This is a genomic window from Micromonospora sp. C51, assembly GCF_018070435.1.
In the GTDB taxonomy this organism is placed as follows: domain Bacteria; phylum Actinomycetota; class Actinomycetes; order Mycobacteriales; family Micromonosporaceae; genus Micromonospora; species Micromonospora sediminimaris.
On sequence record NZ_JAGPXQ010000011.1, the window covers coordinates 110790 to 132726 of the forward strand.

Here is a 21937-nt window from a genome sequence, read left to right on the forward strand (position 1 = left end):
TCACTGGACGGTGAATCCCTGCTCGGTGGCGTGCTTCGTCACGTCCTCCTGAAGCCGGTCGGCAGCCTGCGATCCGGTGATGGAGCCGGCGCTCATCTCGCTGATCTGCTTGGTCATGGCATCGAAGTAGTACTGGCCGAACGGGCTGTAGACGACGCCCTGGTAGGCGTTGGCGGCGGGGACGTACACCTCCTTGTTCGCCTGCTGGCCGTCGAAGAATTCCACCTTGAGATCGACGAACTCGGGGTTGTTGAGTGCGGTCAGGTTGAGCGGAAAGATGATCTGGTTGGTCCAGCCGTCGGTGAGCGACTCCTGGTCGGCGTAGAGGCCGTAGGCGGCCTTGGCCGCGAGTTCCGGCTGTTTGGACTGGCTGGTGACCGAGAAGGCCGACCCGCCCCAGTTCACCTGGACCGGGTTGTTCGGATCCCACTGCGGCAGCGGCGCCACCGCGAACGTGCCGGTGTCCGCGCCCTGACCCACGCCCGCGCCGGTCAGGTAACCGGGTGCCCAGGCGGCCGAGATGTAGGTCGCGTAGTTGCCGTTGATCACCCCGGAGATGTACTCCGGGGTGAACTGGTCCTGCGTGCCGACCAGGCCCTTGCGGACCAGACCGCCCCAGTAGTCCAGGACGTCCTTCGACGCCTGGTCGTTCAGTCGTACCCCGATCGATTCCGGCTGGGCGGGATCGTAGGTGAACGGGGAGGCGCCCTTCTGGATCTGAAGCGCCATCATCAGTGCCGGGACGTTCGCGCCGAGGTCACCGAAGAGCGGTCCACCGGCGTCCTTCACCTTCTGCGCGGCCTGCTCGTACTCGGCCCAGGTCTGCGGTGGAGTGACGTCGTACTTGTCGAAGATGTCCTTGCGGTAGATCATCGCCAGCGGGCCGCCGTCGACAGGTACGCCGTAGACCGCGTCGCCGACCGAGACGTCCTTCCAGGCGCCGTCGCCGTAGTTGGCCCGGACCGTGTCGAGGCCGTACCCGCTGATGTCGACGAGCGCGTTCTGGATCTGGAAGGTCGGGATCCGGTCCATCTCTACCATGATCACGTCAGGTGCGCCGGTGCCCGCCGAGATGGCCGTCTGGAACTTGTCGTACTGGTCGCCGCCCTGCCCGACGTTGGTCCAGCAGACCTGAACCTCGTCGTTGGCCTTGTTGAAGTTGTCCACGACCAGCTGCATGTTGGGGTACCAGGCCCACATCGTGACAACCGGCAGGTCCTGCTTGGTGATGGTGTTGGTGCAGTTGCTCGCGTCGCTTCCGCCTCCGTCCGAGGAGCAGGCGACCAGGCCGCTCGCGGCTGCGAGCATCGCTACCGTGGCGAGTTTTCGTGTCGTCTTCATTGACGTGGGTTCCCTTCGGGCTCCGTGCGCGAGTTCCATGCGTCCACATCAGGGCTGGCGATCGATCCCTGACACCCACCTCCCGTCGACTCGGCGGGGAATGGCGGTGTACTCGTCTCGCAACTCCTCGGGAAGAATCCACTCCGGGGCGTTCTGCCAGGCCAGCGGGCGTAGGAAGCGTCGGATCGAGGTGGCGCCCACCGAGGTGTGCACGGCATTCGTCGACGGCCAGGGACCACCGTGGTGCTGGGCCCACGACACCCGGACGCCGGTGGGATAGCCGTCGAAGACGATGCGACCGGAGCGGGCGGCGAGGACGTCGACCAGCCTGCGTACCGCGTCGCTGTCGTCTCCCGGTCCGCTGTGGATGGAGCCGGTCAGCGACGGTGGCACGGTCGCCAGCGCGGCGTCGAGTTCGGCGACGTCGCGGTAGCGGACCACGACCATGAGCGGGCCGAAGCACTCGCCGGCGATCTCGGCGGTCAGGCCCGGCAGGTCGACCTCCAGCAGCGTCGGTGCCACCGTGAAGCCCGCGTCGGCGTCGATCCGGGGCTGCGCGACGAGGCGAGCGCCGGCCTTCTCCAAGGCGTTGGCCCCGCTCTCGTACGCGTCACGGATGCGCTGGTTCAGCAGGACCATCCCGCCAGCGGCGGCGACCTTTTCCCGGAGCGCGTCGACCAACAGGTCTCCGCCCGGGTCTGCCGGAAGGAACGCCAGCCCCGGTTTGGTGCAGAGCTGACCGCCCGAGGCGGTGAAGGAGGCGAACAGCCCGTCGGCGATCTGGTCTCCCCGGCTGGCCGCCGCGTCGGGCAGGACGACGATCGGGTTCACGCTGCTCAGTTCGGCGTACAGCGGAATGGGATCGGCGCGTTCGTCGATGGCCGCCTGGATGGCGCGGGCAGCACCGATCGAGCCCGTCAGGGCGGCCGCCCGGATCGTCGGCTGGCGCACCAACGACCGGCCGGCCTGCTCCCCGTACACGGCCGCGAGCACACCGCCGGGCCCACCCAGGTCGCGGACGGCCGACTCGATCGCGTCGGCGGAGGCACGCGACGTCAGCGGATGAGACGGGTGGGCCTTCACGACCGTGGGACAGCCGGCAGCCAGCGCCGCGGCGGTGTCGCCCCCGGCGACGGAAAAGGCGAACGGGAAGTTGCTGGCGCCGAAGACGGCCACCGGCCCGACAGGTACGAGCATCCGTCGCACGTCCGGGCCGGGCCCGAGTGGCGTGTCGGCGGCGTGGTCGATGGCCGCCTCCAGGTACCCACCGTCGCGCAGCACCGCCGCGAACATCCGGAACTGGACCGCCGCCCGGGTCAACTCCGTGTCGAGCCGCGCCTGACCCAGCCCGGTTTCCGCCTCCGCCGTCGCGACCAGATCCGCACGACGGGACTCCAGGGAGCTGGCGACCGCGTCCAGCAGCTGCGCCCTGCCGGCCCTGCCCAGGTCGAACAGCCACTGTGCCGTTCGGGACGCCTGGCCGGCGATCGCCGCCACGCCAGCCTCGTCCGTTTCGGTGAGATCCGTCGGGTGCGGCCGGCCGTCGCGCGGGTCGGTGGTGGTGACTTTCACAGCAGTCCTCTCCTCGCCAGATTGCTCATCAGGTCGCGGACGCCGAACCGCCACGGCTCGCACCGCTCCGCGTGCCACACCCGGTTGACCAGGGTGCCGAGCGCCGGGCAACTGATCCGCACCACGTCGTCGACCTTGTGGGTGAAGCCCTCACCGGGGCGTTCGCGGTCCTGAGTCGGGGCGAACATGGTGCCGAGCATCAGAACGGCGCCGTCGGGATACTGGTGATGGGGGCCGATCAACTGCCGGACGAGCTCCGCCGGGTCGCGTGACATCCGCGCCATCTCCGAGGTTGCCTTCAGGTGGAAGTCGTCCACCCCGTGGACCTGGAGGCCCACCTCCAGTTCGCGTACCCGGCTGAGCGGAAACCGCTCGTCGAACAGCCGGATCAACGGACCGAGCGCGCATGAGGCGTTGTTGTCCTTGGCCCGGGGGAGCAGCAGCGCCGACCGTCCCTCGACGTCCCGCAGGTTCACGTCGTTGCCCAGGGTGGCGCCGACGATCCGACCGCTGGACTGGGCGATGAGTGCGACCTCGGGCTCCGGGTTGTTCCAGGTCGAGGCGGCGAGTACGCCGACCGGGACGGCGGTGCCGATGGCGGAGAGGGGCTGTCCCTTGGTGAAGATCTCGGCGTCCGGCCCGATCCCCACCTCCAGGTACTGACTCCAGACGCCCTCGGCGACCAGCGCGGTCTTGAGTCGCTCCGCCTCGACCGAGCCGGGGACCAGGCTGTGCAGGTCGGCACCGATGTCGGCGAGCATCCGGCCACGGATGTCCGCCGCGAGGGTCAGGTCTCCCCGGGCCCGCTCCTCGATGACGCGTTCGATCATCGAGACGGGAAACGTCACGCCGGCGGCCTTGAGTGCTTGCAGGTCGACGGGGGCGAGCAGCCAGGGCCGGCTCGGGTCACGCTTCGCGGCACCGGTGTTGGCCAGTAGCTCGTCAAGGCCACCGACCCGTGGCCCGTCCGATCCGGCCACGGTCGCGGCGGGGTCGGGCAGCTCGCAGATGTCCCGGACCGTCGGGAACCGGCGGCTGAGGTCGATGACGTCGCCGTCGCGGACGGTGACCGGGGAGGGGCCGTCGACGGACGGGTCCCAGATGCGGCCGATGAGGACGCTGTGGTCGACGTCGTCCGGCAACGCCTCGGCGGCACTTCCGAACCATGGCTCCTTGCTCATCGTCGCTCCCCTGTAGCAGGTCAGAGTCGCCGAGCTGGAATCTGCAACGATCGTAGCGACATGTGCAACGGTGTCAATAGTCGGTTGCAATGGGGGCGGACTACATTGCATATGATGCAACCGGCGACCGTCCGGGTCGCCGCGCGAAGGGAGACAGGACGTTGTCGCAATCGATTCGCCGTGCGGTCGACCTGATCCGTCGCGCCGCGGAGCATCCGCTGTCACTCACCGAGGCGGCGGAGGTCCTGGGGGTGCACAAGTCCACCGCCCTGCGGATCCTTCAGACGCTCGACTCGGCCCGCTTCGTCCGCCGGACCGGTGCCGGGACGTACGTGCTCGGCAGCGGCATCATCGAACTGTCGGAACTCGCCCTGGGCTCGATGGACCTGCGCCAGTTCGCCGCCGCGCCCCTGCGTGCGCTTCAGCGCGAGACCGGCCACACCGTGCACCTGGCGCAGCTGACCGGGGACGAGATCATCTATATCGACAAGGTTGACAGCCCGGCGTTCGACGCGGTCAAGTTGCCGTCGCGGATCGGGCGCGCGGTGTCGATCTACGCGAGCGCCGTCGGGAAGACAATCCTGGCGTACCTGCCGACGGAGGAACGCGACCGCCTCCTCTCCCACGTCGTCTTCGAACGATTCACCCCCACCACGTACGCCGACCGTGAGTCTCTCGACGCCGAACTCCTCCGCATCAAGGACCAGGGCTGGGCCGTCGACAACGGCGAACACGACACGTACGTCATGTGCGTGGCGGCGCCGATCAGGGACTCGCGCGGGCGGGTCATCGCCGCCGCCTCGATGACCGCGATCGAGGTCATCGCCAGCCTCGACCAGCTGAAGGAGAGCGTTCCTCTGCTGCTCGACACCGCGAACCAGATCTCCCAGGAACTCGGCCACTCCGCCGATCTCGGCTGAGCCCGAGCGGTGGAGCCCGCCCCGGGCCCGCGTCGGGGGAGTGCGCGGACCCGGGGCGGGCGGCTCATCGGGGCCGGGCCGGTACCCAGTCGGTGAACCGCCGGTGCAAGTCGGTCGGCGGCTCACTGCCGCCCAGCCCGGCGAGCTGCTCGGCGGCCTCCTCGCGCAAGGTCACCAGATAGACCATCAGGCCGGGCATGTTGTCGCGGTACTCCGTGAACAGACGCAGCTTCGCCGGGGAGCAGGGCCAGGCGATCCCGCAGGCTCGGCAGCGCCAGGTGGGACGGGACGCGACGTGCTCGACCGGGCCGCTGCTCACCCTCCCGCCCGCGCGGCGGGGAGGGGCGGGCGCCGACGCGTGGCGTAGGGGACCGGTGCCAGGCGCACCGGACGCATGCCCTGCGGCATCACGAACAACTGCCGCTTCTCCGTCGCGTCGCCGTGCCGATCCAGCTGGTAGCAGTCGACCCAGGTCCAGGCGTACGGCGGGTGCCGGTCCGGCAGCTCGCGGATCACCCGCACCAGGATCGGGCTGGCGAACTGCGGGGAAGCCGCCCGGTCCAGCAGGTACACGCCGGGGGAGACCCGAGGCGTACCGTCCTCCCGCATCACCGGACATGGGGACGGACGAGCCACCCGGGTACGGCATTCGTGGGCTTCGGAACGGGCACGGCGGGGCCTCCTCAGTCGACACGGAGTTGGGGAGGGCCGCCCGCGAGTGCTCGCCCGACGGGCGGCCCCGTGCTGGTCCCGCCGACGGGCCGTGCCGCGCCCGCGGTTCCGCTGGTGACACTCTGCTGTGGAGACCGCTACTCTCGGAAGGTGTTTCCGGCGTCCGGGCTGAGCTGGCGAAACGGCGCTGACTCCGGGGGCGACGTGCGTAGTTGACCTTCAGTGTGGGGAGCCCTGAATGCCTGACATGCCGAACCCCGTGGCGGCCTTCATCGTTGGCGAGATCCGCCGGGCACGGGGCGCGGCCGGCATGACGCAAGAGGCATTCGGGCGCGGCGCCGGCTTCAGTGCCTCCCACGTCAGCGCTGTTGAGGGCGGTACCCGGGCATTGACGTTGGACTTCGCCCGAGGCGCCGACCGCGCGTTGCGCAACGGTGGCCTGTTCGAGCGGCTGGCGATGAAGCTCGGCACCCCGTCCTGGTTCCTGCCGTGGCTCGACGCCGAGCGCGGTGCGACGCAGCTCCGCTACTTCGAGCCCAACCTGATCCCCGGCCTGTTGCAAAGCGAGGCATACGCTCGCGCCGTCCTACGACTCGACCCCCGCCTGACCGATGACGAGGTGGATCGCCGGGTCGCCGGTCGGCTTGAACGGCAGGCCATCCTCACACGGGAGTCTCCACCCCAACTCGTCGTTGTCGTCGATGAGGCAGCGATCCGTCGCGCGGGCGACGCAGGCGAGAAGATGATGGCCGGGCAACTCTCGCACCTTGTAGCTTGCGCAGAGCGACCCAACATCAGTGTCCACGTCATTCCGGCCGATGTGGGCCTTCACGCCGGGCTGTCCGGTCCACTGTCCCTGGCCCACATGCCGGACGGCAGTTGGATCGGCCACCTAGAAAGCCAGCTGGGCGGTGAGGTGGTGGACCGACCAGCCGACCTCGATACGCTCTTTCAACGGTGGGAGAGCGTCCGGACCGAGGCCCTTCCCCGGCGGCAGTCCCTGAACCTCATCAAGGAAGCGGCGAACCAATGGACCTGAACGGCGCGCGGTGGCGCAAGAGCACCCGTAGCGGCACTAGCGGCGGCAACTGCGTTGAGGTTGCCGACAATCTTCCCGGCGTCGTCGGTGTCCGCGACTCGAAGGACCCGACCGGCCCGGCGCTGACCTTCGCCCCGTCCGTGTGGCGCGCGTTCGTCGCCCAGGTCACCCATCGGGCCTGACCCAGACGGGTCTTTCGTCGCAGCGCCACCGAGGCAGAATGGCCGCGTGACGCGTGTGCGGTTGTTCCGGCAGGACGACGCCTCGGCGGTGGCAGAGCTCATCGAGCGATGCCTGCGCGAGGTCAACAGCCGTGACTACCCTGCCGAGCTGATCGAGCGGATGTGCGCCCACTTCACCGCCGAGCGGTTGGCGCAACTGGCAATGGAACGTCAGGTCTTCGTCGCCGAGTGGGACGAGGTCGTCGGCACGGTGTCCCGCGACGGCAACAAGGTTTTCACGATGTTCGTGCATCCGGGGGCGATCGGTCGCGGCGTCGGCCGGCGGTTGATCGGGCACGTCGAGGAGCTCGCGGCGGCGGACGGGTTCGACCACATCGAAACCGGCGCCAGCATCACCGGGCACAGCTTCTACCACCGACTGGGCTACGTCGATGTCCGCACCAGCGATACCGAGTTCGGTCTCAACTACATCCTCCGCAAGCCGCTGCCTCGACAAGGTGGCCCCGCCGAGAGCGAGCGAAGCCGGCGGCCGTTGCCACCGAGAGTGGACAAGGGAGACGGACTCGCGCCGGTGGTCCAGCCACCATGACTCGTCCCGGAGGGGTGCCCGCCGGGCCGTACAACTACGGATGTTGCTGCCTCGCGGTGGCTTGATACAACAACATCCCTGATGTTGTCGCCTCCTCGGCCAGCTACAGCGTCTTTTTCCGTCGCAGCCTCTGGCAGTCTGACTGGGGGCGCTCGCCCGTATTAGTTCCGGCTCAGGGCGTCGAGCAGCTCGGCCTCTCGGCCGGCGCTCAGGCCGGCGCGCCGGTCACGGTTCAGCCCGGCCTCGCGCTCCCAGGCGAGAGTGTCCGCCAGCAGGTCTGAGCGTGGCCGGTGGCGTAGCCCGGCGGCGCTGGCCGCCGCGCCGCTGCGCGCCGACCAGCCGGACCAGCCCGGTTCGACAAGCCACATCGGCAGCGACTCCGGGCCCATGTACTGGGCCACGCCCTGGGCCACCAGCCAGTCGGCGTCTACGTCGACCACGGGACCGGTGTGCCCGCCGACGGCGCGGCACCGGGCGATCCATTCACCGAAGGGCACCACCGGACCGACCGCGTTGAACGTGCCGACCGTCCCGGCCGTTGCGCTGTCCAGCAGCCAGGTGACCAGATCGCGCACGTCCACCACCTGCGTCGGCAGATCGGGGGTACGGGGTACCAGCATCGGCGCCTCGGGGGCGCGGGCGGCCCGCGCCACCCAGTAGCCGGAGCGATCGGTGTGGTCGCCGGGGCCGCCGATCAACCCGGCGCGGGCCACCAGCAACCGGTCTCCCACCTCGGTCGTGGAGAACTGCTCGCAGGCCACCTTGGCTTCGCCGTACTCCTCACGGTCGACCACGTCGCGAACCGTCGCCGGGAGGGTGGCCGCCGACTCGTCGGCACCGGGTGTGTCGTGGCGGGCGTAGGCGCTGACCGACGAGACGTAGCTCCAGTGCCGGGCCCGGTCGCCCAGCGCGCGCAGGGCCTGCCGGACGAAGCCGGGCTGCCATGACACCTCGATGACGGCGTCCCAGTCCCGGTCGCTCAGCGCGTCGTAGGCTGCGGGATCGCGGCGGTCCGCCACGACCAGGGCCGCGCCGTCCGGTACCGCTCCGCTCTCCCCACGGGCCAGGCAGGTGACAGTGTCTCCCCGATCGACGGCCTGCCGGGCGATCTCTCGCCCCAGCCACGCCGTCCCGCCCAGCACCAGTGTCTGCATGGTGCCCAGCCAAGCAGCAGCGTCGCGGCGCAGCCAACGGACTCTGCCGTAGGCAGAACACCGGGCTGCCGGCGCGGCCCGGCTGCCCGACGGAGTGCCGGTTGGAACGGCGTGCAGACACGGCAGTCGGTGTGTTTCACGGCGGTCACCCGCGCGCGTCGCCCTGAGCCGCGTTCTCAAGTCTGCGGGATCGTCCGATCCATCCGACCTTGCGAGTGGTCGGTACGGCAGGTATCGTCTGCTGCAAATATTTGCCGCCTTTTCTTACGGGGGAAAAATGGCGCATTTACTGCGGCGACGCATGCTCTCATCGGTTTCTGTCTTCGTCGTGCTGGCCACCGCCGTCGCTCTTCCTGGTCGATCCGCTGCCGATCCCAAAGAGCCTGATCGTGACTTTGCGGCGCAGGCCAGCGAACCTTCGCTCATGCGTCACTCAGAGGTGGCCCAGGCGATCGGTGAGCTGGGCCACGGCGATTACCGCACCATCTTCTCGGGGATGCGAGTCGATCCGGCCAAGGATCGGGTGACTGTCTATGCGACGGATCTCGAGCGGGCCCGGCTACTGCTGGATCGTGGTGTTGGTCCGCTCTCATCGGCCAAGCGGGGCGCCACCGCCGTCGAAATACGGGAGAGCAAGTACTCGCGTCACCAGATGGAGGCCGCCAGCAAAGGCGTCTGGGACGCGGCAAAGCAGTGGAAGGACGCGGGCGCGCAGGTCTACTCCATAGTGCTGCTCAGCGACGGCAGTGGCTTGGAGGTCCGCACCAGCGATCCGGCTCGGGCGGCCTCCATCGCGTCGAGATCGTTGTCGGTGGGCGCTCTGGACGCGGCGGACATCCGGTACGTCAAGGGCAGCCCGGTCCGCCCTGCCGACCGACACAGTCCGTCTGCTCCATGGCAGGGGGGAATCCCCATCCGACACGACGTCAACATCTCCGGCTACCAGTGCACGTCGGCATTTGGTGTTCGTGACCGGACGTACAACGCCGAGTATCTCGTCACCGCCGAACACTGCTTCAGCGTCGGAAACGGCATTGAGGCGCAGGGTGGCGCGGGAATTGGCAAGGTCCAGCAGGAGAACTATCCGCACGATGCGGCGATCATAAACGCGAACGCGTCGTCCCAGGTATGGGTGAATGACGACTACGTATTCAACTTCGGCGCCGCTCAGTACTCATGGGACGGTGAGTACGTGTGTCAGAGTGGGTACACCAGTTACCCCAACCGTTGCAATATCGTGGTGACGCACGAAGCCGTCCAGTGGGACTTCGGTGACGGCAAGGGCGTACGGCTGGGAGTTGAAGGCTGGCAGTGCTCCGGTTGCGCGGCCGTCGCGAAGGGTGACAGCGGCGGGCCGGTCTGGGCGACTCGCTCCGATGGCGTGTTGACGAGTCGAGGGATCGTGAGCGGATTCCACACCGATGTGGAAGCCGGCCGGTCCGGCGAATATATTCTCTGGACAGAGACCCCGTCCGTGTTGACGGTGCTCAACCTGTCACTACAAACGTCGTAGCCGACTTGGCGGTGCCGGCAGGTCCTGCCACCGGCACCGCCGCGTTGACCGAGCACGGCGCCGACGAGGGTTCGCCCCGTCGGCGCCTTGCACGCGTCATGGTCCGCAAAACCGTGGGAAGTCGTGATGTCGAAGGTCGTCAGCCGAGCCGCCGCCGTCGCTGGCGCGGCAGGAACCCTCATCGCGGCCTTCGGCCTGCCCTGGGCCTGGTACGGCGACCGGGCCGTACGCCTCACCGAGTTCCCGGGGTGGGGCTGGTATCTCGGCGCGGCGGTCCTGCTCAACGTGGTCACCGCGTGGACGATCGCCGAGCCGGGCCGGCGAGGGTGGCTGCCGCTGGTGGCCGGTGGGTTCGGTGTCGTCACGATCGTGGCCGCCGTCGTTGTCATGACCAACTACGCCGACGTGTTCCTCGGCCCGGTCGTCCCCGCGGTCCGTCCGTCGCTCGGGCCGGGCGGGCCGGTCGCGGTGCTGGCGGGGCTCGCCAGCCTGACCGCCGTCGCCGGCTCGCGGTACCCGCGGTTCAGTCGCTCCAATTGACCCGGGGCGGCAGGGCGAGGAAGTCGGCGTACCGGTGCAGCGCCTGGTCGATCTGCTCGCGGTGGGCCGGGCCGAGGTCGGCCAGCGGTTTCACGGTGAGGGTGACGCGGGTCTTGGCCAGGCTGCGTTTCCAGGTGCCGACCACCCGGCCCCCGACTACGACTGTGGCCTGGAAGACGCCGTTGCCGCCGGGGATGATGGCCTGCTTGTGCTCCGGGTCGAGCATCAGCGCGCGGTCCTTGTAGCCGAGCAGGTACTCGTCGAAGCCGGGCAGGGTCAGCACGTCGTCCACCACGGCGCGGGGTGCGTCCAGCAGCGGAGTGTGCAGCACCGCCTCGACGCCGTCGACCAGAACGGTGGTCAGGTCCGCACCGGCGGCGGCGATGCCGCGTTTGGCGTCGGCAGCGGTCAGGCCCGTCCAGCCGGCGAAGTCCTGCCGGGTGGTGGGGCCGTGGCTGCGGAAGTAACGCAGCGCCAGGGTGGCCAATGCCTCGTCGCGGTCGAGCTGTCGCTGGCCGGGCGCCCACTCGTCGAGCAGCGCGAAGGTCTGCTCGGCGCCGACGTTGGGGGCGATGCAGGTGACCCCGCGCTGGGCCGCGTACCACAGCAGGTGGTAGCCGCGCTGGCCAGCACCGTCGATGCCGGCCGCCACCAGCGCGGCCACGCACTCGGTGCGGGTCAGCCGGCCGCCACCGGCGAGGATTCCACCCAGCACGTCGGCCGCGCGGTCCGCCTCCGCCTCGGACAGGCCGAGGAACTCACGTCGCTTCGCCGCACCGGCGAGCGCGCGTACGCCGGTCAGCTCCAGCAGCCAGCGGGCGTCAGGGGCCGGCACCAGGTGGATGGTGCCGCGCATCGGCCAGGTCCGCAGTGCCTCCCGGCGCTCCAACGCGGCGTGCACGTCGGTGTGGGTCGACCCGGGCAGCCGTACGCCGAGCGACCACATGCCGCTGGCCAGGTCCTGGGCCTGCATGGCGCCGAACCACTGCACCACGTCGGCCACCGTGGTCGGCGGGGCGGCGGTGGGGTGGGGGCGCAGCAAGAGGCTGGTCATCCGCAGCGCGAGCGCCTCGGAGCCGCTCAGCGCGATCGTGCCGGGAGGTGCCACGACGTCGGCCGCCTTCCTTTCGGTGGTCGACGGCAGCATAGGCGCGGACACCGACAACACCGATCGGGGCCGGAGCACCGGGCGATTCCCCCTGATCGCGCTACGCCAACATCGTTGGTGGCGGAGCGCGATCCCCCGTTCAGGTCGACCGGTGTGAGGGCGGCTGCGAAATCGCCGGCACCGGTGTCAACAGGATGACGTTTTCCTACCTGTTCGAGAACTGTGAACCACGCAACTTGCGGATATCTTGAGCAAGCCGGGGCGGGCTCGCGGTCAGCCCCGGCGAGGTTGTGGCACCCGGACGGCGGCCATGCCCGCCGCGGTCGCGGCCTCGATGCCCAGGTCGGCGTCCTCGAAGACCAGGCAGGACCTCGGCGGTATGCCGAGCAGTTCGGCGGCGCGCAGGAACGGCTCGGGGTCGGGCTTCGGGCGGGTGTAGTCACCGGCGCAGACCAGGACGTCGAAACGGTCCCGGATGCCCAGCGCGTCCAGCGAGGCGGTGACGGCCGCCCGGGTACTGCCGGAGACCACGGCGAACGGGATGCGTCCGTGCGCGTCGTCGATGTGTTGCAGCACACCGGGGATGCCGGCGGCGGTGGGCAGTAGCTGCTGGAAACGCGTCTCCCGGTGCGCGACGACCGTCTCCACCGGCATGTCCAGGCCGTGTTGTTCGTTGAGGGCGACGACGATGTCCGCGGTCGGCCGCCCGGCCCAGGCGTAGAAGAGGTCCTCGGGGAAGGCGCAGCCCCACCGGTCGAGGGTGTCCCGCCACGCGGTGTAGTGCTGGGGCATCGAGTCGACGATCGTGCCGTCGCAGTCGAACAGGTACGCCTGGAACTCGCCGGTCGGCAGGGGCAACATCACCGACCCAGGCTATCCGGCGGTGCGCGACGGTCGTCGCGCCGCTCAGAGTCGCCGATACATCACCAGCAGGTCGACATAGCCCTCGGCGGAGTGTCGGAAGCCTTCCGGGATCCGCCCCACCACCTCGAAGCCGAGCGACCGCCACAGCGCCACCGCGCGGGTGTTGACCGCCACCACCGCGTTGAACTGCATCGCCCGGTAGCCGTCGGCGCGGGCCAGGTCCAGCACGTACTCGCCCAGCGCCCGCCCGATTCCGCGCCCGGCAGCCGACGGAGCGACCATGAAGCTGGCATTGGCGACATGCGCCCCCGGCCCGAGCTGGTTGGGGGTCAGCTTCGCCGAGCCGAGGACCGTGCCGTCCCGGTCGACGGCGACCACGGTCCGGCCCGGCGCAGGCACCAGCCACATCTGCCGGGCCCGCGCCTCGTCGACGTCCCGGGGCCAGGTGTACGTCTCACCGGCGGCGACGATCTCCCGAAGGAACGGCCAGATGCCCGGCCAGTCGTCGGCGGTCGCGATCCTGATCTCCATCACCGGTCAGCCTGCCAGGACGCCGCCGGTGCCGGCCACCGGATATCCGCGCACACCGCCCGATGTTTGTCACCGCAAGCATCGGGTAGTCGCCGGAGCTGATCACGAGAAGGAAGGACGAGCGATGGCGGCACAGGTCAAGGTGGCGGTGATCTACTACAGCGCCACGGGCATCACCTACCAGATGGCGCAGGCGGCCTGCGAGGCCGCCGGTGAGGCGGGTGCGGAGGTGCGGCTGCGCAAGGTACGCGAGCTGGCGCCGGACGAGGCGATCCGTTCCAACTCGGGTTGGCAGGCGCACCGGATGGAGACCCAGGACGTGGAGGAGGCACAGCCGGACGACCTCAGCTGGGCGGATGTGGTGATCTTCGGTTCGCCGACCCGCTACGGCCTGGTCGCCGCCCAGCTCAAGCAGTTCATCGACACCACCGGCCCGCTGTGGGCCCAGGGCGCGCTGGCGGACAAGGTCTACTCGGCCTTCACCTCCACCGCCACCGAGCACGGCGGGCAGGAGTCGACGCTGCTCTCGCTGTTCCACGTCTTCTACCACTGGGGCGGGATCGTGGTCACCCCCGGGTACACCGAGCCGAGCCAGTTCACCGCCGGTAACCCGTACGGTGCCTCGCACACCAGCAACAACGGCGAGACCGCGCCCGACCACGTCGCGCTGGGGGCGGTCGCGCTGACCGCCAAGCGGGCGGTACGCATCGGCGCGGCGCTCAAGCAGGGCCTGGCCGCCTGAGCGGTCCGACACCACAGGACCGACGGTCCGGGCGGGGGCTCTCAGACCCGCCCGGACCGTCGGCCATGGACAGCGCTACCCGGGATCGGGCCGGCTATGCCTGCGCCGCCGGGGACAACTCACCGGCCGGTGCCGGCAGCAGGTCGCGCAGCAGCTCGGTCAGCACCGCCACGCCGTCCGGGCTGAGCACCGACTCGGGATGGAACTGCACCCCGGCGAAGCCGCGACCCCGCAGGGCGTGCACCGCGCCGTCGGACTCGTCGCGAGCCAACTCCACCGGCCCGTACGGGCCATCGAGGCGATCGGTGGTGGCACGGGCGGTGAAGGTGGCGTAGAAGCCGACCCGGCGGGGCGTGCCGAAGAGGGTGACGGTGCGTTGCAGCCCCTGGTAGGGCGCGTCCCGGCGGTGCACCGGCAGCCCGAGCAGGCCGGCGAGGAGCTGGTGACCGAGACAGACGGCGAGCGTCGGGTGCCCGGCAGCCAGCAACCGGGTGAGCAGGGCACGCAACCTGGTCATCTTCTCCGTGTCACCGGTCGGGTCACCCGGGCCCGGCCCGACCACCACCAGGTCGTACGCCTGGACCGGCTGCTCGTCCTGCCACGGCCGGACGGTCACCGACAGCCCGAGGGCGCCGAGCTGGTGGGCCAGCATCCCGGTGAAGGTGTCCTCCCCGTCGACGATGAGGGCCCGGCGCCCGGTCAGGGTGGGCAGGGCCAGGGCGCCCGGTGGCCGCTGGTCCAGCCAGAACCGGGCCAGCGGCGCGTTGCGGGCGGCGAGGGCGGCGCGCACCTGCGGATCGTCGGCGAGCCGGTGCGTCGCCTGCGGCCCGGCCGGCGCCTGCGGCCCGAGACCGAGGGCGGCCAGCACGCCGGCCGCCTTGGCGTGGGTCTCCGCGACCTCGGCGGCGGGGGTGGAGTGGCGCACCAGGGTCGCGCCGACCGGTACCCGCAACTCACCGGCGGGGGAGATCTCGGCGGTACGGATCAGGATCGGCGCGTCGAGGCTCTGCCGGCCCGTCTCGTCGTGGCCGAGCAGGGCCAGCACCCCGGAGTAGTAGCGGCGCCCGGTGCGCTCGTGGCGGGCGATCACCCGACAGGCGTTCTCCATCGGGCTGCCGGTCACCGTCGGCGCGAACATCGTCTCCCGCAGCACCTCGCGGACGTCCTTCGTGCCCCGTCCAGCCAGCAGGTACTCGGTGTGCGCCAGGTGCGACATCTCCTTCAGGTACGGCCCGACGACCTGCCCGCCGTGCTCGGCGACGGTGGCCATCATCTTCAACTCCTCGTCGAGGACCATGTACAGCTCTTCGGTCTCCTTGGTGTCGGCGAGGAAGCGCAGCAGCGCGGCCCGGTCAGCAGCGGCACCGGTGTGCCGGAACGTACCGCTGATCGGGTTCATCATCACCAGACCGTCGTCTACGCTGACGTGCCGCTCCGGGCTGGCACCGACCAGGGTGCGCGCCCCGGTGTGCACCACGAACGTCCAGTACGCTCCGCGCTCGCGAATCAGCAGTGAGCGCAGCGCCGCCAGCGCGGCGGCCAGCGGGGCGCCCTGTACCTGGGCGCGCAGGGTGCGGTGGATGACGAAGTTCGCGCCCTCCCCGTGGCCGATCTCGTCGGTCAGCACCCGGGCCACGATGGCGGCGTACTCGTCGTCGCTGATGTCGAAGGCGGCGCCGGTGGTGCGGACGGGTGCGGTCGGCAGGGCGTCGAGGACACCGGCCAGCGGCAGCCGGTGGTGGTGGTCGATGCGGAGGCATTCCAGTGGTACCCCGTCGTCCGTACCGGCGAAGCCCCGCTCGGCGATCTGGCGGTACGGCACCAGGGCCAGCGTCGCCGGGCCGGCGGCCGCGGCGGGCAGCGGGATGTCGGCGAGCCGGTCGACGGTCGTCACGGTCCCGGTGAACAGGTCGAGATGCTCGGCGCCGTCGCGGCGTAACAGGGCGAACGGGCCGGGATCGAAGCCGGCGGCGAGCGTGTCGAGCAGGTCGGTGAGCTGGTGCATCGGTCTCCTCAGGCCGGGTGACCACCGTCGGGGGCGGCCCGGGGACCGGGACATGACCGGCGGCCGCCTCGTGGGGCGGCCGCGTGGATGAAGCTACGCGCGGGGGAGGGCCGCCGGGTCGGCGGGCCACCAGCAGGTCAATCGCGCGAGCATGCGAACACTCTACGCGTCGGGTGGTCGGCGCGGAAGCCGATCGGCGGACCCGGTGCCCGGCAGCGTTGTCGAGTCACGATCACCGGGTACGTTGACCCGCGATGAAGATTCTCGCGCTGGACCTGGGCACCTCGTCGGTGCGTGGGCTCGTGCTGGACGGCGCGCAACCGTTGCCGGGGGCGCTGGCTCGTCGCCGCATGGTGCTCACCGTCGACGACGACGGTGCCGGCACCCTGGACGCCCGTGCCTACCTGGCCTGCCTGATCGAGTGCCTGGACGAGTTGCACGGCCAGGGTTGGTTGGACGGGGTCGAGCTGGTGGCGATCAGCGGCCAGTGGCACTCGGTGGTACCGCTGGGCGTCGACGACGAGCCGCTCGGCCCGGTGCTGACCTGGCTGGACACCCGGCCCGAGCCCTCGGCCACGGCGGTCGGCCCGGCCGACCCGGACGCCTTCCATCAGCGCACCGGCACCTGGTGGCACCGCTGTTACTGGTCGGTGCGGCTGCCCTGGCTGCGATCCCACACCGATGACCGGGTGTCCCGGTTCACCGGACTGGTCGAGTACGTGCTCGGCGGGTTGCTCACCGAGGCGCCGATGTCGATGTCCCAGGCGTCTGGCACCGGCCTGTTGGACCTGCACACCCTGGACTGGGACCCGGAGGCCTGCGCGCTGGCCGGCAGCGACGGTGCCGACCTTCCCGAACTGGCCCCACGCGGCTGGCACGGGAGGCTGCGCGCCGAGTACGGGCGGCGGTGGCCGGCCCTGGCCCGGACCCGGTGGGCGCCGCCGCTCGGTGACGGCGCCGCCTCCAACGTCGGCTCCGGCTGCGTCGACCCCACCCGGGCGGCGGTGACCGTGGGTACGTCCTCGGCGGTGCGGCTGTTGCAACGGATGTCGACGTCCGCCGAGTCGACCGCCCTGCCCCACCGGTTGTGGCGCTACCGCGTCGACCACGACCATGTGGTGACCGGGGTCGCGTACTCCTCGGGCGGGAACCTGTTCGCCTGGGCGGACCGGGAGCTGCGGCTGCCGACCGGCCGGGCGCTGGAGGAGGCGCTGGACCTGCTGCCGCCCGACGGCGGCCGGCCGGCCAATGTCCGTTTCGGCGGTGACCGTCCACCGGGCATGCGCCCGGCCGGGCTGGGCGAGTTGCGGGGACTGGGCTTCGGCACCACTGCGGTGGAGATGCTGGCCGGGCTCATGTACGGGGTGTGCGAGCAGGTCGTCGACGACCTGGTGGTGCTGGAGTCGACGGTTGGTCGTCCGGTGGAGGTGGTCCTCGGTGGCGGTGCGATAGCCGCCTCGACCTGGTGGCGGAGGGCGTTCGCGGCGGTGCTGGCCCCTCGGCCGGTCCACTTCGCGCGGCACCCGGAGATCGGGGCCACCGGCGCGGCGCTGGTGGCCACCGGCCGGATCGCCGATGCCGTGGTGGTGGCCGACATCGGCCGGACGGATGATCAAGACTCGGCGACCTCGGCATAGGGTTGCGACCAGCAGTACCCTTCCTTAACCGTTCATAAGGGCAGGGCGTTGACACTGCTCTCGGGCCTGGTTGGATGGACGGCGCTCCCCGGACCGCGGCGGACGCGTGGGGGAGGAGGAGCGGGTGGGTGTAGGACCGGAGCAGGCGCCCGGGGTGTCGCAGCACCGCCGGCGTCGGTTCGACGTCCGGGTGGTACCCCACCGACGTCGCTCCGCCCTGCGCCTGCGGGACTGGCGGATGCGTACCAAGCTGGCCACGGTGCTTGTCATTCCGTCGGTCGCCTTCCTGGTCCTGGCGGGAGTGCAGACCGAGAGCCTGGTCAGCCGCGCCAGCGTCCTGGGTGACTTCGCCGCCCAGGTCGGTATCGGACGCGAGATCACCACGCTGACCCACCGGTTGCAGATGGAGCGCGACCGTACGGCCGGAGAACTGCGCGCGCTGCGTGACGCCGACGAGGAGGCGAGCGAGGAGCGGATGGCCGTGTTGCAGCCCTACCGCGACGCCGCCGACCAGGCAGCGGCGGAACTACGCGCGGCGGCTGAGCCGTTGGCCGAGGCGGACGCCTCGTGGCGGGACGTCTACGTGGTGGCCTCCCAGGCGTACCAGCAGGTCGGCTACATCCGGAACACGATGACCACGGTGCTGCTCAGCGACGACACCATCATCGGTAACTACCACCGGGCGATCGACGCGTTGCTGAATCTGCTCGCCCAGCCGACGCCCGGTGCCGACCGGCCGGAGCTGGCCGACGCGGTGCTGCGCTACGTGCAGTTCGCCCGGGCGAAGGAACTCTCCTCGCGGGTCCGGGCGGAGCTGTACTCGGCGGCCCGTGCCGGCAGCTACGACTCCGAGGACGCGGCCCAGTTGCCCGACCTGCGGGCGCGTCAGCTGACCGCGCTCGGCGCGTTCCGGATCGCGGCGACGAGCGCCCAGGTGACCCGCTACGACGAGATGAGCCTGGACCCCGCCTTCATCGCCGCCTCCCGCATGGAGGAGCAGGCGCTGTCGCAGGGCACGTCCGGGTCGGCGGTGCTTGACGCGGAGCAGTGGTGGACGGCCAGCGAGGCCCGCCACGAGCTGTTGCAGCGCTTTGAGGCGGACGTGCTGTCGGCCTCGGCGCGGCAGGCCGACGACGCGAGCGAGACCCAGTTGCGGGAGACGCTGCTGGTCGTCGGCGTGATCATCACGGTCCTGCTGGTGGCGGTGCTGATCTCGGTGCTGATCGGTCGGTCGTTGGCCCGGTCGATCCGGCTGCTGCGTTCCCAGGCGCTGCGGATCGCGCAGATCGAGCTGCCCGAGGCGCTGGCCCGGCTGCGGTCGGTCTCCGGCGGCGTACCACCGATCGACGTCTCGCCGGCGGTCGTACGGTCGCTCGACGAGATCGGAGAACTGGCTGAGGCGTTCGTCGCGGTGCACCGCAGCGCCGTCGGGGTGGCCGTCGAGCAGGCGAACATGCGCCGCAACGTCAACGCGATGTTCATCAATCTCGCCCGACGCAGCCAGGTGCTGGTGGAGCGGCAGCTGGAGCTGCTCGACGACCTGGAGCGCGAGGAGGGCGACCCCGAGCAGCTGGAGAACCTGTTCAAGCTGGATCACCTCGCCGCCCGGATGCGCCGTAACGACGAGAGCCTGCTGGTGCTCGCCGGTACCGAGTCGACCCGCCGGTGGAACCGGCCGATCGGGCTGAGCGCGGTGCTGCTGGCGGCCAGCGCCGAGATCGAGCAGTACCAGCGGGTGCGGCACGAGGCGGTGGCGGATCTGCACGTGGTCGGGCACGCGGTGGGTGAGCTGGTGCACCTGCTGGCCGAGTTGCTGGAGAACGCGACCGCCTTCTCCCGGCCGGACACCATCGTGCAGGTGATGGCCCGGGTGGAGGGGCTGGGAGCGGTGATCGAGATCGCCGACCAGGGCCTCGGGATGAGTCCGACGGCACTGGCGGAGGCGAATGCGGTGCTGGCCGCCCCGCCGGCCGCTGACGTGGCGACGGTCGAGCGGATGGGTCTGTTCGTCGTCAGTCACCTCGCCGCTCGGCACGGCATCGAGGTGCGGTTGCACGGCGGCGCCGGTGGACTGGTGGCCCGGGTACGCCTGCCGCGTCCGCTGCTCGCCGAAGCGCCGCCGCCCAGCCTGGACCCGGTGTCCTCGCCGCGCGGGCTGCCCGTAGCGACGCCTCGTCCGGTCGCCCCGGCCGACCCGGGGCCAGCGGATCTGCCGGTGGCCGGCCGGCGTCCGACCACGGTGCCCCGCCAGACCCACCAGGTGCCGGTACGCGCCGAGGACGTGCTCGCCCCGGCAGCGGCATCGGCCAGCGGCGGGAGCGGCTGGTGGTCGCGGGAGGGCCCCTCGTCGTCGGTCGTCCCCGCGGTCGGGGCCGGCGCGCCGGCCCCGCCGGCCGTGCCGGTGACCGCCGGGACGAACGAACGGGGTCTGCCGATGCGGGTGCCGATGGCGCAACTCAGTGCGGTGACCCAGCAGGCCCGTCCAGAGCAGCAGTCGGCCGCCCGCAACGATCCGGATCCGGAAGCCGTCGGCGGGATGTTGTCCAGGTTGTACAGCGGCGTACGGCGGGCAGAGGCTGAGGAGACCACCGAGATACCCGTGCCACCGCTCGGGGCGTGGAGCGAAGGAGGACGGAAGTGACGACGTTGTCGCAGGAGGCTCGCGACCTGAGCTGGCTGGTCAGCGCGTTCGCGGAGCGGGTGCCCGGGGTGGCGCACGCGGTGGTGGTCTCCTCCGACGGGCTGCTGGTCGCGATATCCGACCACCTGCCACGGGACCACGCCGACAAGCTCGCCGCGGTGACCTCGGGACTGATGAGCATCACCGCCGGTGCCGCCCAGATATTCGACGGGGACGTGGTCAAGCAGACCGTGGTGGAGATGGGCCGGGGCTACTTCCTGGTGATGCAGGTACGCGACGGCTCGATCCTGGCCACCCTGGCGGCGGCCGACGCCGACATCGGCGTGGTGGGCTACGAGATGGCCCGGCTGGCCAAGCAGGCCGGGGAGATGCTGACCCCGGCCCTGCGCGCCGAACTTCAGCAGGCGCTGCCCCGCTGATCCGGCGGGACGGCGGGCGGCCGGCTGACGCTACCGGAGGCCGGGCGCGGCGCCGGGCCTGGTGGGTCGGGAGGCGACCCACCAGGCGACGGTGGCGGCCACCGCGACGACGCCGCTGAACAGGAACGGCGCCTCGATGCCGGCTCGGGCGGCCAGGGCACCGCCGGCCAGCGCACCCAGCGCGGTGCAGCTGTAGGTGACCACGCGGGAGGCGGCGATGACCCGACCCAGCAGCCCGCCCGGCACCAGCCGTTGGCGTACCGACAGCGCGGCGACGTTGAGCACCGCGAAGGCGGCGCTGGTGGTGACCACCACGACCACCGCGACGGCGCGGTGCCCGACGACGGCCAGCAGGACCGGCACACCGGCGGTGACGGCCATGGACCAGGTCAACACGGACCGGTGCTGGAAGCGGGCGACGAGACGGTCGGCGGCGAACGAGCCGATCAGGCCACCGGCGGCGCCGGTGGCCAGCAGCAGACCGAAGCCGAACGCGCCAAGGCCGAGGGCGTCGCGGGCGTAGAGCACGAAGATCGCGAACCAGGCGGTGTCCGCGGCGGCCACGGCGGCGGTGACGAGCACCAGGGTGCGCAGCATCGGCTGGCGGACGAGCCAGCGCAGACCGGCCAGGGCGCCGTCGCCGTCGGTGCTCGGCGGGGCGTCGCCTGCGGCTGCGGTCGCCCGGTGCGCCAGGGTCAGCGGCAGCGAGAGCACGAGCATCACCGCCAGGGCCAGGGTTGCCCCGTTGACGGCGAACGGGATGGCGGCACCCAGCACGAACAGCAGGGCGCCCACCGGAGGACCGACGAACTCGTTGCCGACGATCTCCCCGGCGACCAGCCGCCCGTTGGCCTTCTCCAGCTGCGCGTCGGGGACGAGCCTGGGTACGGCGGTCTGGGCGGCGGTGTCCCGGATGGTCTCGCCGACGCCGAGCAGGAACGCGGCGGCGACGACGAGCGAGATGGTGGCCCAGCCCAGGGCGACCGTGGTGGCCAGCGCGGCCAGCACCACGACGCGGCCGGTGTCGGCGGCGGCGAGCAGCGTACGGGTAGATCGGCGGTCGGCGAGGGCCCCGGCGAGCATCCCGGAGACGAGCCACGGCAGGAACTGCGCGGCGGCAACCGCACCGACGGCCAGCGGGTCGTCGGTGAGTGCGGCGGCCAGCAGCGGGAAGGCGGCCACCCGGATGCCGTCGCCGAGATTGGCCAGCGCGGCGGCACTCCAGAAGGTCCAGAACGGCCGGCCCAGACGGTTGTGCTCAGGCATGTCGGGATCGTACGTGCCGCG

At 70.9% G+C, this 21937-nt stretch carries 21 protein-coding genes; 10 read left to right on the plus strand and 11 right to left on the minus strand.

Annotated elements, in window-relative coordinates; translation table 11 throughout:
- The 3 genes from KBX50_RS14860 to KBX50_RS14870 are packed head-to-tail and all read right to left on the minus strand — an operon-like array spanning position 1 to position 4094.
- A complete protein-coding gene (locus tag KBX50_RS14860) occupies positions 1–1341 on the minus strand; it encodes an ABC transporter substrate-binding protein (protein WP_210937612.1) in 1341 nt (446 codons plus the stop codon).
- 48 nt (positions 1342–1389) lie between these two features.
- Positions 1390–2913 (minus strand): aldehyde dehydrogenase (NADP(+)), encoded by a 1524-nt coding sequence (locus tag KBX50_RS14865; protein WP_210937613.1) that lies wholly within the window; start codon positions 2911–2913, stop codon positions 1390–1392.
- Positions 2910–4094 carry a fumarylacetoacetate hydrolase family protein gene (locus tag KBX50_RS14870; RefSeq protein ID WP_210937614.1) on the minus strand — a complete coding sequence of 395 codons (1185 nt, stop codon included), beginning with the start codon at positions 4092–4094 and terminating at the stop codon, positions 2910–2912. Before KBX50_RS14870 ends, KBX50_RS14865 begins: the two co-directional genes overlap by 4 nt.
- A 161-nt stretch (positions 4095–4255) precedes the next feature.
- On the opposite strand from KBX50_RS14870, the gene KBX50_RS14875 reads away from it, so the two are divergent.
- Positions 4256–5014: an IclR family transcriptional regulator gene (locus KBX50_RS14875; protein ID WP_210937615.1), complete on the plus strand. Its 759-nt coding sequence runs from the start codon at positions 4256–4258 to the stop codon at positions 5012–5014.
- A 64-nt stretch (positions 5015–5078) separates the two neighbouring features.
- Here the strand turns inward: KBX50_RS14875 and KBX50_RS14880 are convergent, their stop codons facing one another.
- Positions 5079–5333: a flavin reductase gene (locus KBX50_RS14880; RefSeq protein ID WP_210937616.1), complete on the minus strand. Its 255-nt coding sequence runs from the start codon at positions 5331–5333 to the stop codon at positions 5079–5081.
- Positions 5330–5623: a hypothetical protein gene (locus tag KBX50_RS14885; protein WP_210937617.1), complete on the minus strand. Its 294-nt coding sequence runs from the start codon at positions 5621–5623 to the stop codon at positions 5330–5332. Before KBX50_RS14885 ends, KBX50_RS14880 begins: the two co-directional genes overlap by 4 nt.
- 301 nt (positions 5624–5924) lie before the next feature.
- Between KBX50_RS14885 and KBX50_RS14890 the strand changes: the two genes are divergently transcribed.
- The 3 genes from KBX50_RS14890 to KBX50_RS14900 are packed head-to-tail and all read left to right on the plus strand — an operon-like array spanning position 5925 to position 7496.
- The gene (locus KBX50_RS14890) at positions 5925–6725 is read left to right on the plus strand and encodes a helix-turn-helix transcriptional regulator (RefSeq protein WP_210937618.1); all 801 of its coding nucleotides are present in this window, start codon (positions 5925–5927) and stop codon (positions 6723–6725) included.
- Positions 6716–6907 carry a DUF397 domain-containing protein gene (locus KBX50_RS14895; RefSeq protein WP_210937619.1) on the plus strand — a complete coding sequence of 64 codons (192 nt, stop codon included), beginning with the start codon at positions 6716–6718 and terminating at the stop codon, positions 6905–6907. Before KBX50_RS14890 ends, KBX50_RS14895 begins: the two co-directional genes overlap by 10 nt.
- Before the next feature lie 46 nt (positions 6908–6953).
- Entirely contained in the window at positions 6954–7496 is a 543-nt protein-coding gene (locus KBX50_RS14900; protein ID WP_210937620.1) for a GNAT family N-acetyltransferase, read from the plus strand.
- A gap of 161 nt (positions 7497–7657) precedes the next feature.
- Here the strand turns inward: KBX50_RS14900 and KBX50_RS14905 are convergent, their stop codons facing one another.
- Positions 7658–8650 (minus strand): NAD-dependent epimerase/dehydratase family protein, encoded by a 993-nt coding sequence (locus KBX50_RS14905; protein ID WP_210937621.1) that lies wholly within the window; start codon positions 8648–8650, stop codon positions 7658–7660.
- Between the two features lie 277 nt (positions 8651–8927).
- On the opposite strand from KBX50_RS14905, the gene KBX50_RS14910 reads away from it, so the two are divergent.
- Both KBX50_RS14910 and KBX50_RS14915 read left to right on the plus strand, forming a co-directional pair.
- On the plus strand, positions 8928–10163 hold the full coding sequence (locus tag KBX50_RS14910) for a hypothetical protein (protein WP_210937622.1): 1236 nt from the start codon (positions 8928–8930) through the stop codon (positions 10161–10163).
- 126 nt (positions 10164–10289) lie between these two features.
- Positions 10290–10703 carry a hypothetical protein gene (locus tag KBX50_RS14915; RefSeq protein ID WP_210937623.1) on the plus strand — a complete coding sequence of 138 codons (414 nt, stop codon included), beginning with the start codon at positions 10290–10292 and terminating at the stop codon, positions 10701–10703.
- Here the strand turns inward: KBX50_RS14915 and KBX50_RS14920 are convergent.
- The 3 genes from KBX50_RS14920 to KBX50_RS14930 all read right to left on the minus strand — a co-directional run bounded on the left by KBX50_RS14920 (position 10687) and on the right by KBX50_RS14930 (position 13206).
- Complete coding sequence (locus tag KBX50_RS14920) at positions 10687–11757, minus strand: winged helix DNA-binding domain-containing protein (RefSeq protein WP_210937650.1); 1071 nt, start codon at positions 11755–11757, stop codon at positions 10687–10689. The genes KBX50_RS14915 and KBX50_RS14920 overlap by 17 nt on opposite strands.
- A gap of 327 nt (positions 11758–12084) precedes the next feature.
- Positions 12085–12672 carry an HAD-IA family hydrolase gene (locus KBX50_RS14925; protein WP_247673748.1) on the minus strand — a complete coding sequence of 196 codons (588 nt, stop codon included), beginning with the start codon at positions 12670–12672 and terminating at the stop codon, positions 12085–12087.
- Positions 12673–12717: 45 nt separating this feature from the next.
- The gene (locus KBX50_RS14930; protein WP_210937625.1) at positions 12718–13206 is read right to left on the minus strand and encodes a GNAT family N-acetyltransferase; all 489 of its coding nucleotides are present in this window, start codon (positions 13204–13206) and stop codon (positions 12718–12720) included.
- 124 nt (positions 13207–13330) lie between these two features.
- Here KBX50_RS14930 and wrbA point away from each other — a divergent pair, with 124 nt between their 5' ends.
- Entirely contained in the window at positions 13331–13948 is a 618-nt protein-coding gene (gene wrbA, locus KBX50_RS14935) for an NAD(P)H:quinone oxidoreductase (RefSeq protein ID WP_210937626.1), read from the plus strand.
- A 94-nt stretch (positions 13949–14042) separates the two neighbouring features.
- On the opposite strand, the gene KBX50_RS14940 is transcribed toward wrbA, so the two are convergent.
- Positions 14043–15953, minus strand: a complete 1911-nt coding sequence (locus tag KBX50_RS14940; RefSeq protein WP_210937627.1) for an anthranilate synthase family protein — start codon at positions 15951–15953, stop codon at positions 14043–14045.
- A 254-nt stretch (positions 15954–16207) separates the two neighbouring features.
- Between KBX50_RS14940 and KBX50_RS14945 the strand changes: the two genes are divergently transcribed.
- From KBX50_RS14945 to KBX50_RS14955, 3 genes are all read left to right on the plus strand, one after another.
- On the plus strand, positions 16208–17590 hold the full coding sequence (locus KBX50_RS14945) for an FGGY family carbohydrate kinase (protein ID WP_210937628.1): 1383 nt from the start codon (positions 16208–16210) through the stop codon (positions 17588–17590).
- Between the two features lie 124 nt (positions 17591–17714).
- Complete coding sequence (locus KBX50_RS14950) at positions 17715–20231, plus strand: nitrate- and nitrite sensing domain-containing protein (RefSeq protein ID WP_210937629.1); 2517 nt, start codon at positions 17715–17717, stop codon at positions 20229–20231.
- A 5-nt stretch (positions 20232–20236) separates the two neighbouring features.
- A complete protein-coding gene (locus KBX50_RS14955) occupies positions 20237–20650 on the plus strand; it encodes a roadblock/LC7 domain-containing protein (RefSeq protein ID WP_210937651.1) in 414 nt (137 codons plus the stop codon).
- A gap of 30 nt (positions 20651–20680) precedes the next feature.
- Here the strand turns inward: KBX50_RS14955 and KBX50_RS14960 are convergent, their stop codons facing one another.
- Positions 20681–21916 (minus strand): MFS transporter, encoded by a 1236-nt coding sequence (locus KBX50_RS14960; RefSeq protein ID WP_210937630.1) that lies wholly within the window; start codon positions 21914–21916, stop codon positions 20681–20683.
- Positions 21917–21937: the final 21 nt, after the last annotated feature.

Bases quoted from the DNA above. Each gene is read 5' to 3' on its own strand.
- KBX50_RS14860 (WP_210937612.1), bottom strand. From the start codon at position 1,341: ATGAAGACGACACGAAAACTCGCCACGGTAGCGATGCTCGCAGCCGCG.
- KBX50_RS14870 (WP_210937614.1), bottom strand. From the start codon at position 4,094: ATGAGCAAGGAGCCATGGTTCGGAAGTGCCGCCGAGGCGTTGCCGGAC.
- KBX50_RS14885 (WP_210937617.1), bottom strand. From the start codon at position 5,623: ATGCGGGAGGACGGTACGCCTCGGGTCTCCCCCGGCGTGTACCTGCTG.
- KBX50_RS14890 (WP_210937618.1), top strand. From the start codon at position 5,925: ATGCCTGACATGCCGAACCCCGTGGCGGCCTTCATCGTTGGCGAGATC.
- KBX50_RS14895 (WP_210937619.1), top strand. From the start codon at position 6,716: ATGGACCTGAACGGCGCGCGGTGGCGCAAGAGCACCCGTAGCGGCACT.
- KBX50_RS14905 (WP_210937621.1), bottom strand. From the start codon at position 8,650: ATGCAGACACTGGTGCTGGGCGGGACGGCGTGGCTGGGGCGAGAGATC.
- KBX50_RS14910 (WP_210937622.1), top strand. From the start codon at position 8,928: ATGGCGCATTTACTGCGGCGACGCATGCTCTCATCGGTTTCTGTCTTC.
- KBX50_RS14915 (WP_210937623.1), top strand. From the start codon at position 10,290: ATGTCGAAGGTCGTCAGCCGAGCCGCCGCCGTCGCTGGCGCGGCAGGA.
- KBX50_RS14920 (WP_210937650.1), bottom strand. From the start codon at position 11,757: ATGACCAGCCTCTTGCTGCGCCCCCACCCCACCGCCGCCCCGCCGACC.
- KBX50_RS14925 (WP_247673748.1), bottom strand. From the start codon at position 12,672: ATGTTGCCCCTGCCGACCGGCGAGTTCCAGGCGTACCTGTTCGACTGC.
- KBX50_RS14930 (WP_210937625.1), bottom strand. From the start codon at position 13,206: ATGGAGATCAGGATCGCGACCGCCGACGACTGGCCGGGCATCTGGCCG.
- wrbA (WP_210937626.1), top strand. From the start codon at position 13,331: ATGGCGGCACAGGTCAAGGTGGCGGTGATCTACTACAGCGCCACGGGC.
- KBX50_RS14940 (WP_210937627.1), bottom strand. From the start codon at position 15,953: ATGCACCAGCTCACCGACCTGCTCGACACGCTCGCCGCCGGCTTCGAT.
- KBX50_RS14945 (WP_210937628.1), top strand. From the start codon at position 16,208: ATGAAGATTCTCGCGCTGGACCTGGGCACCTCGTCGGTGCGTGGGCTC.
- KBX50_RS14960 (WP_210937630.1), bottom strand. From the start codon at position 21,916: ATGCCTGAGCACAACCGTCTGGGCCGGCCGTTCTGGACCTTCTGGAGT.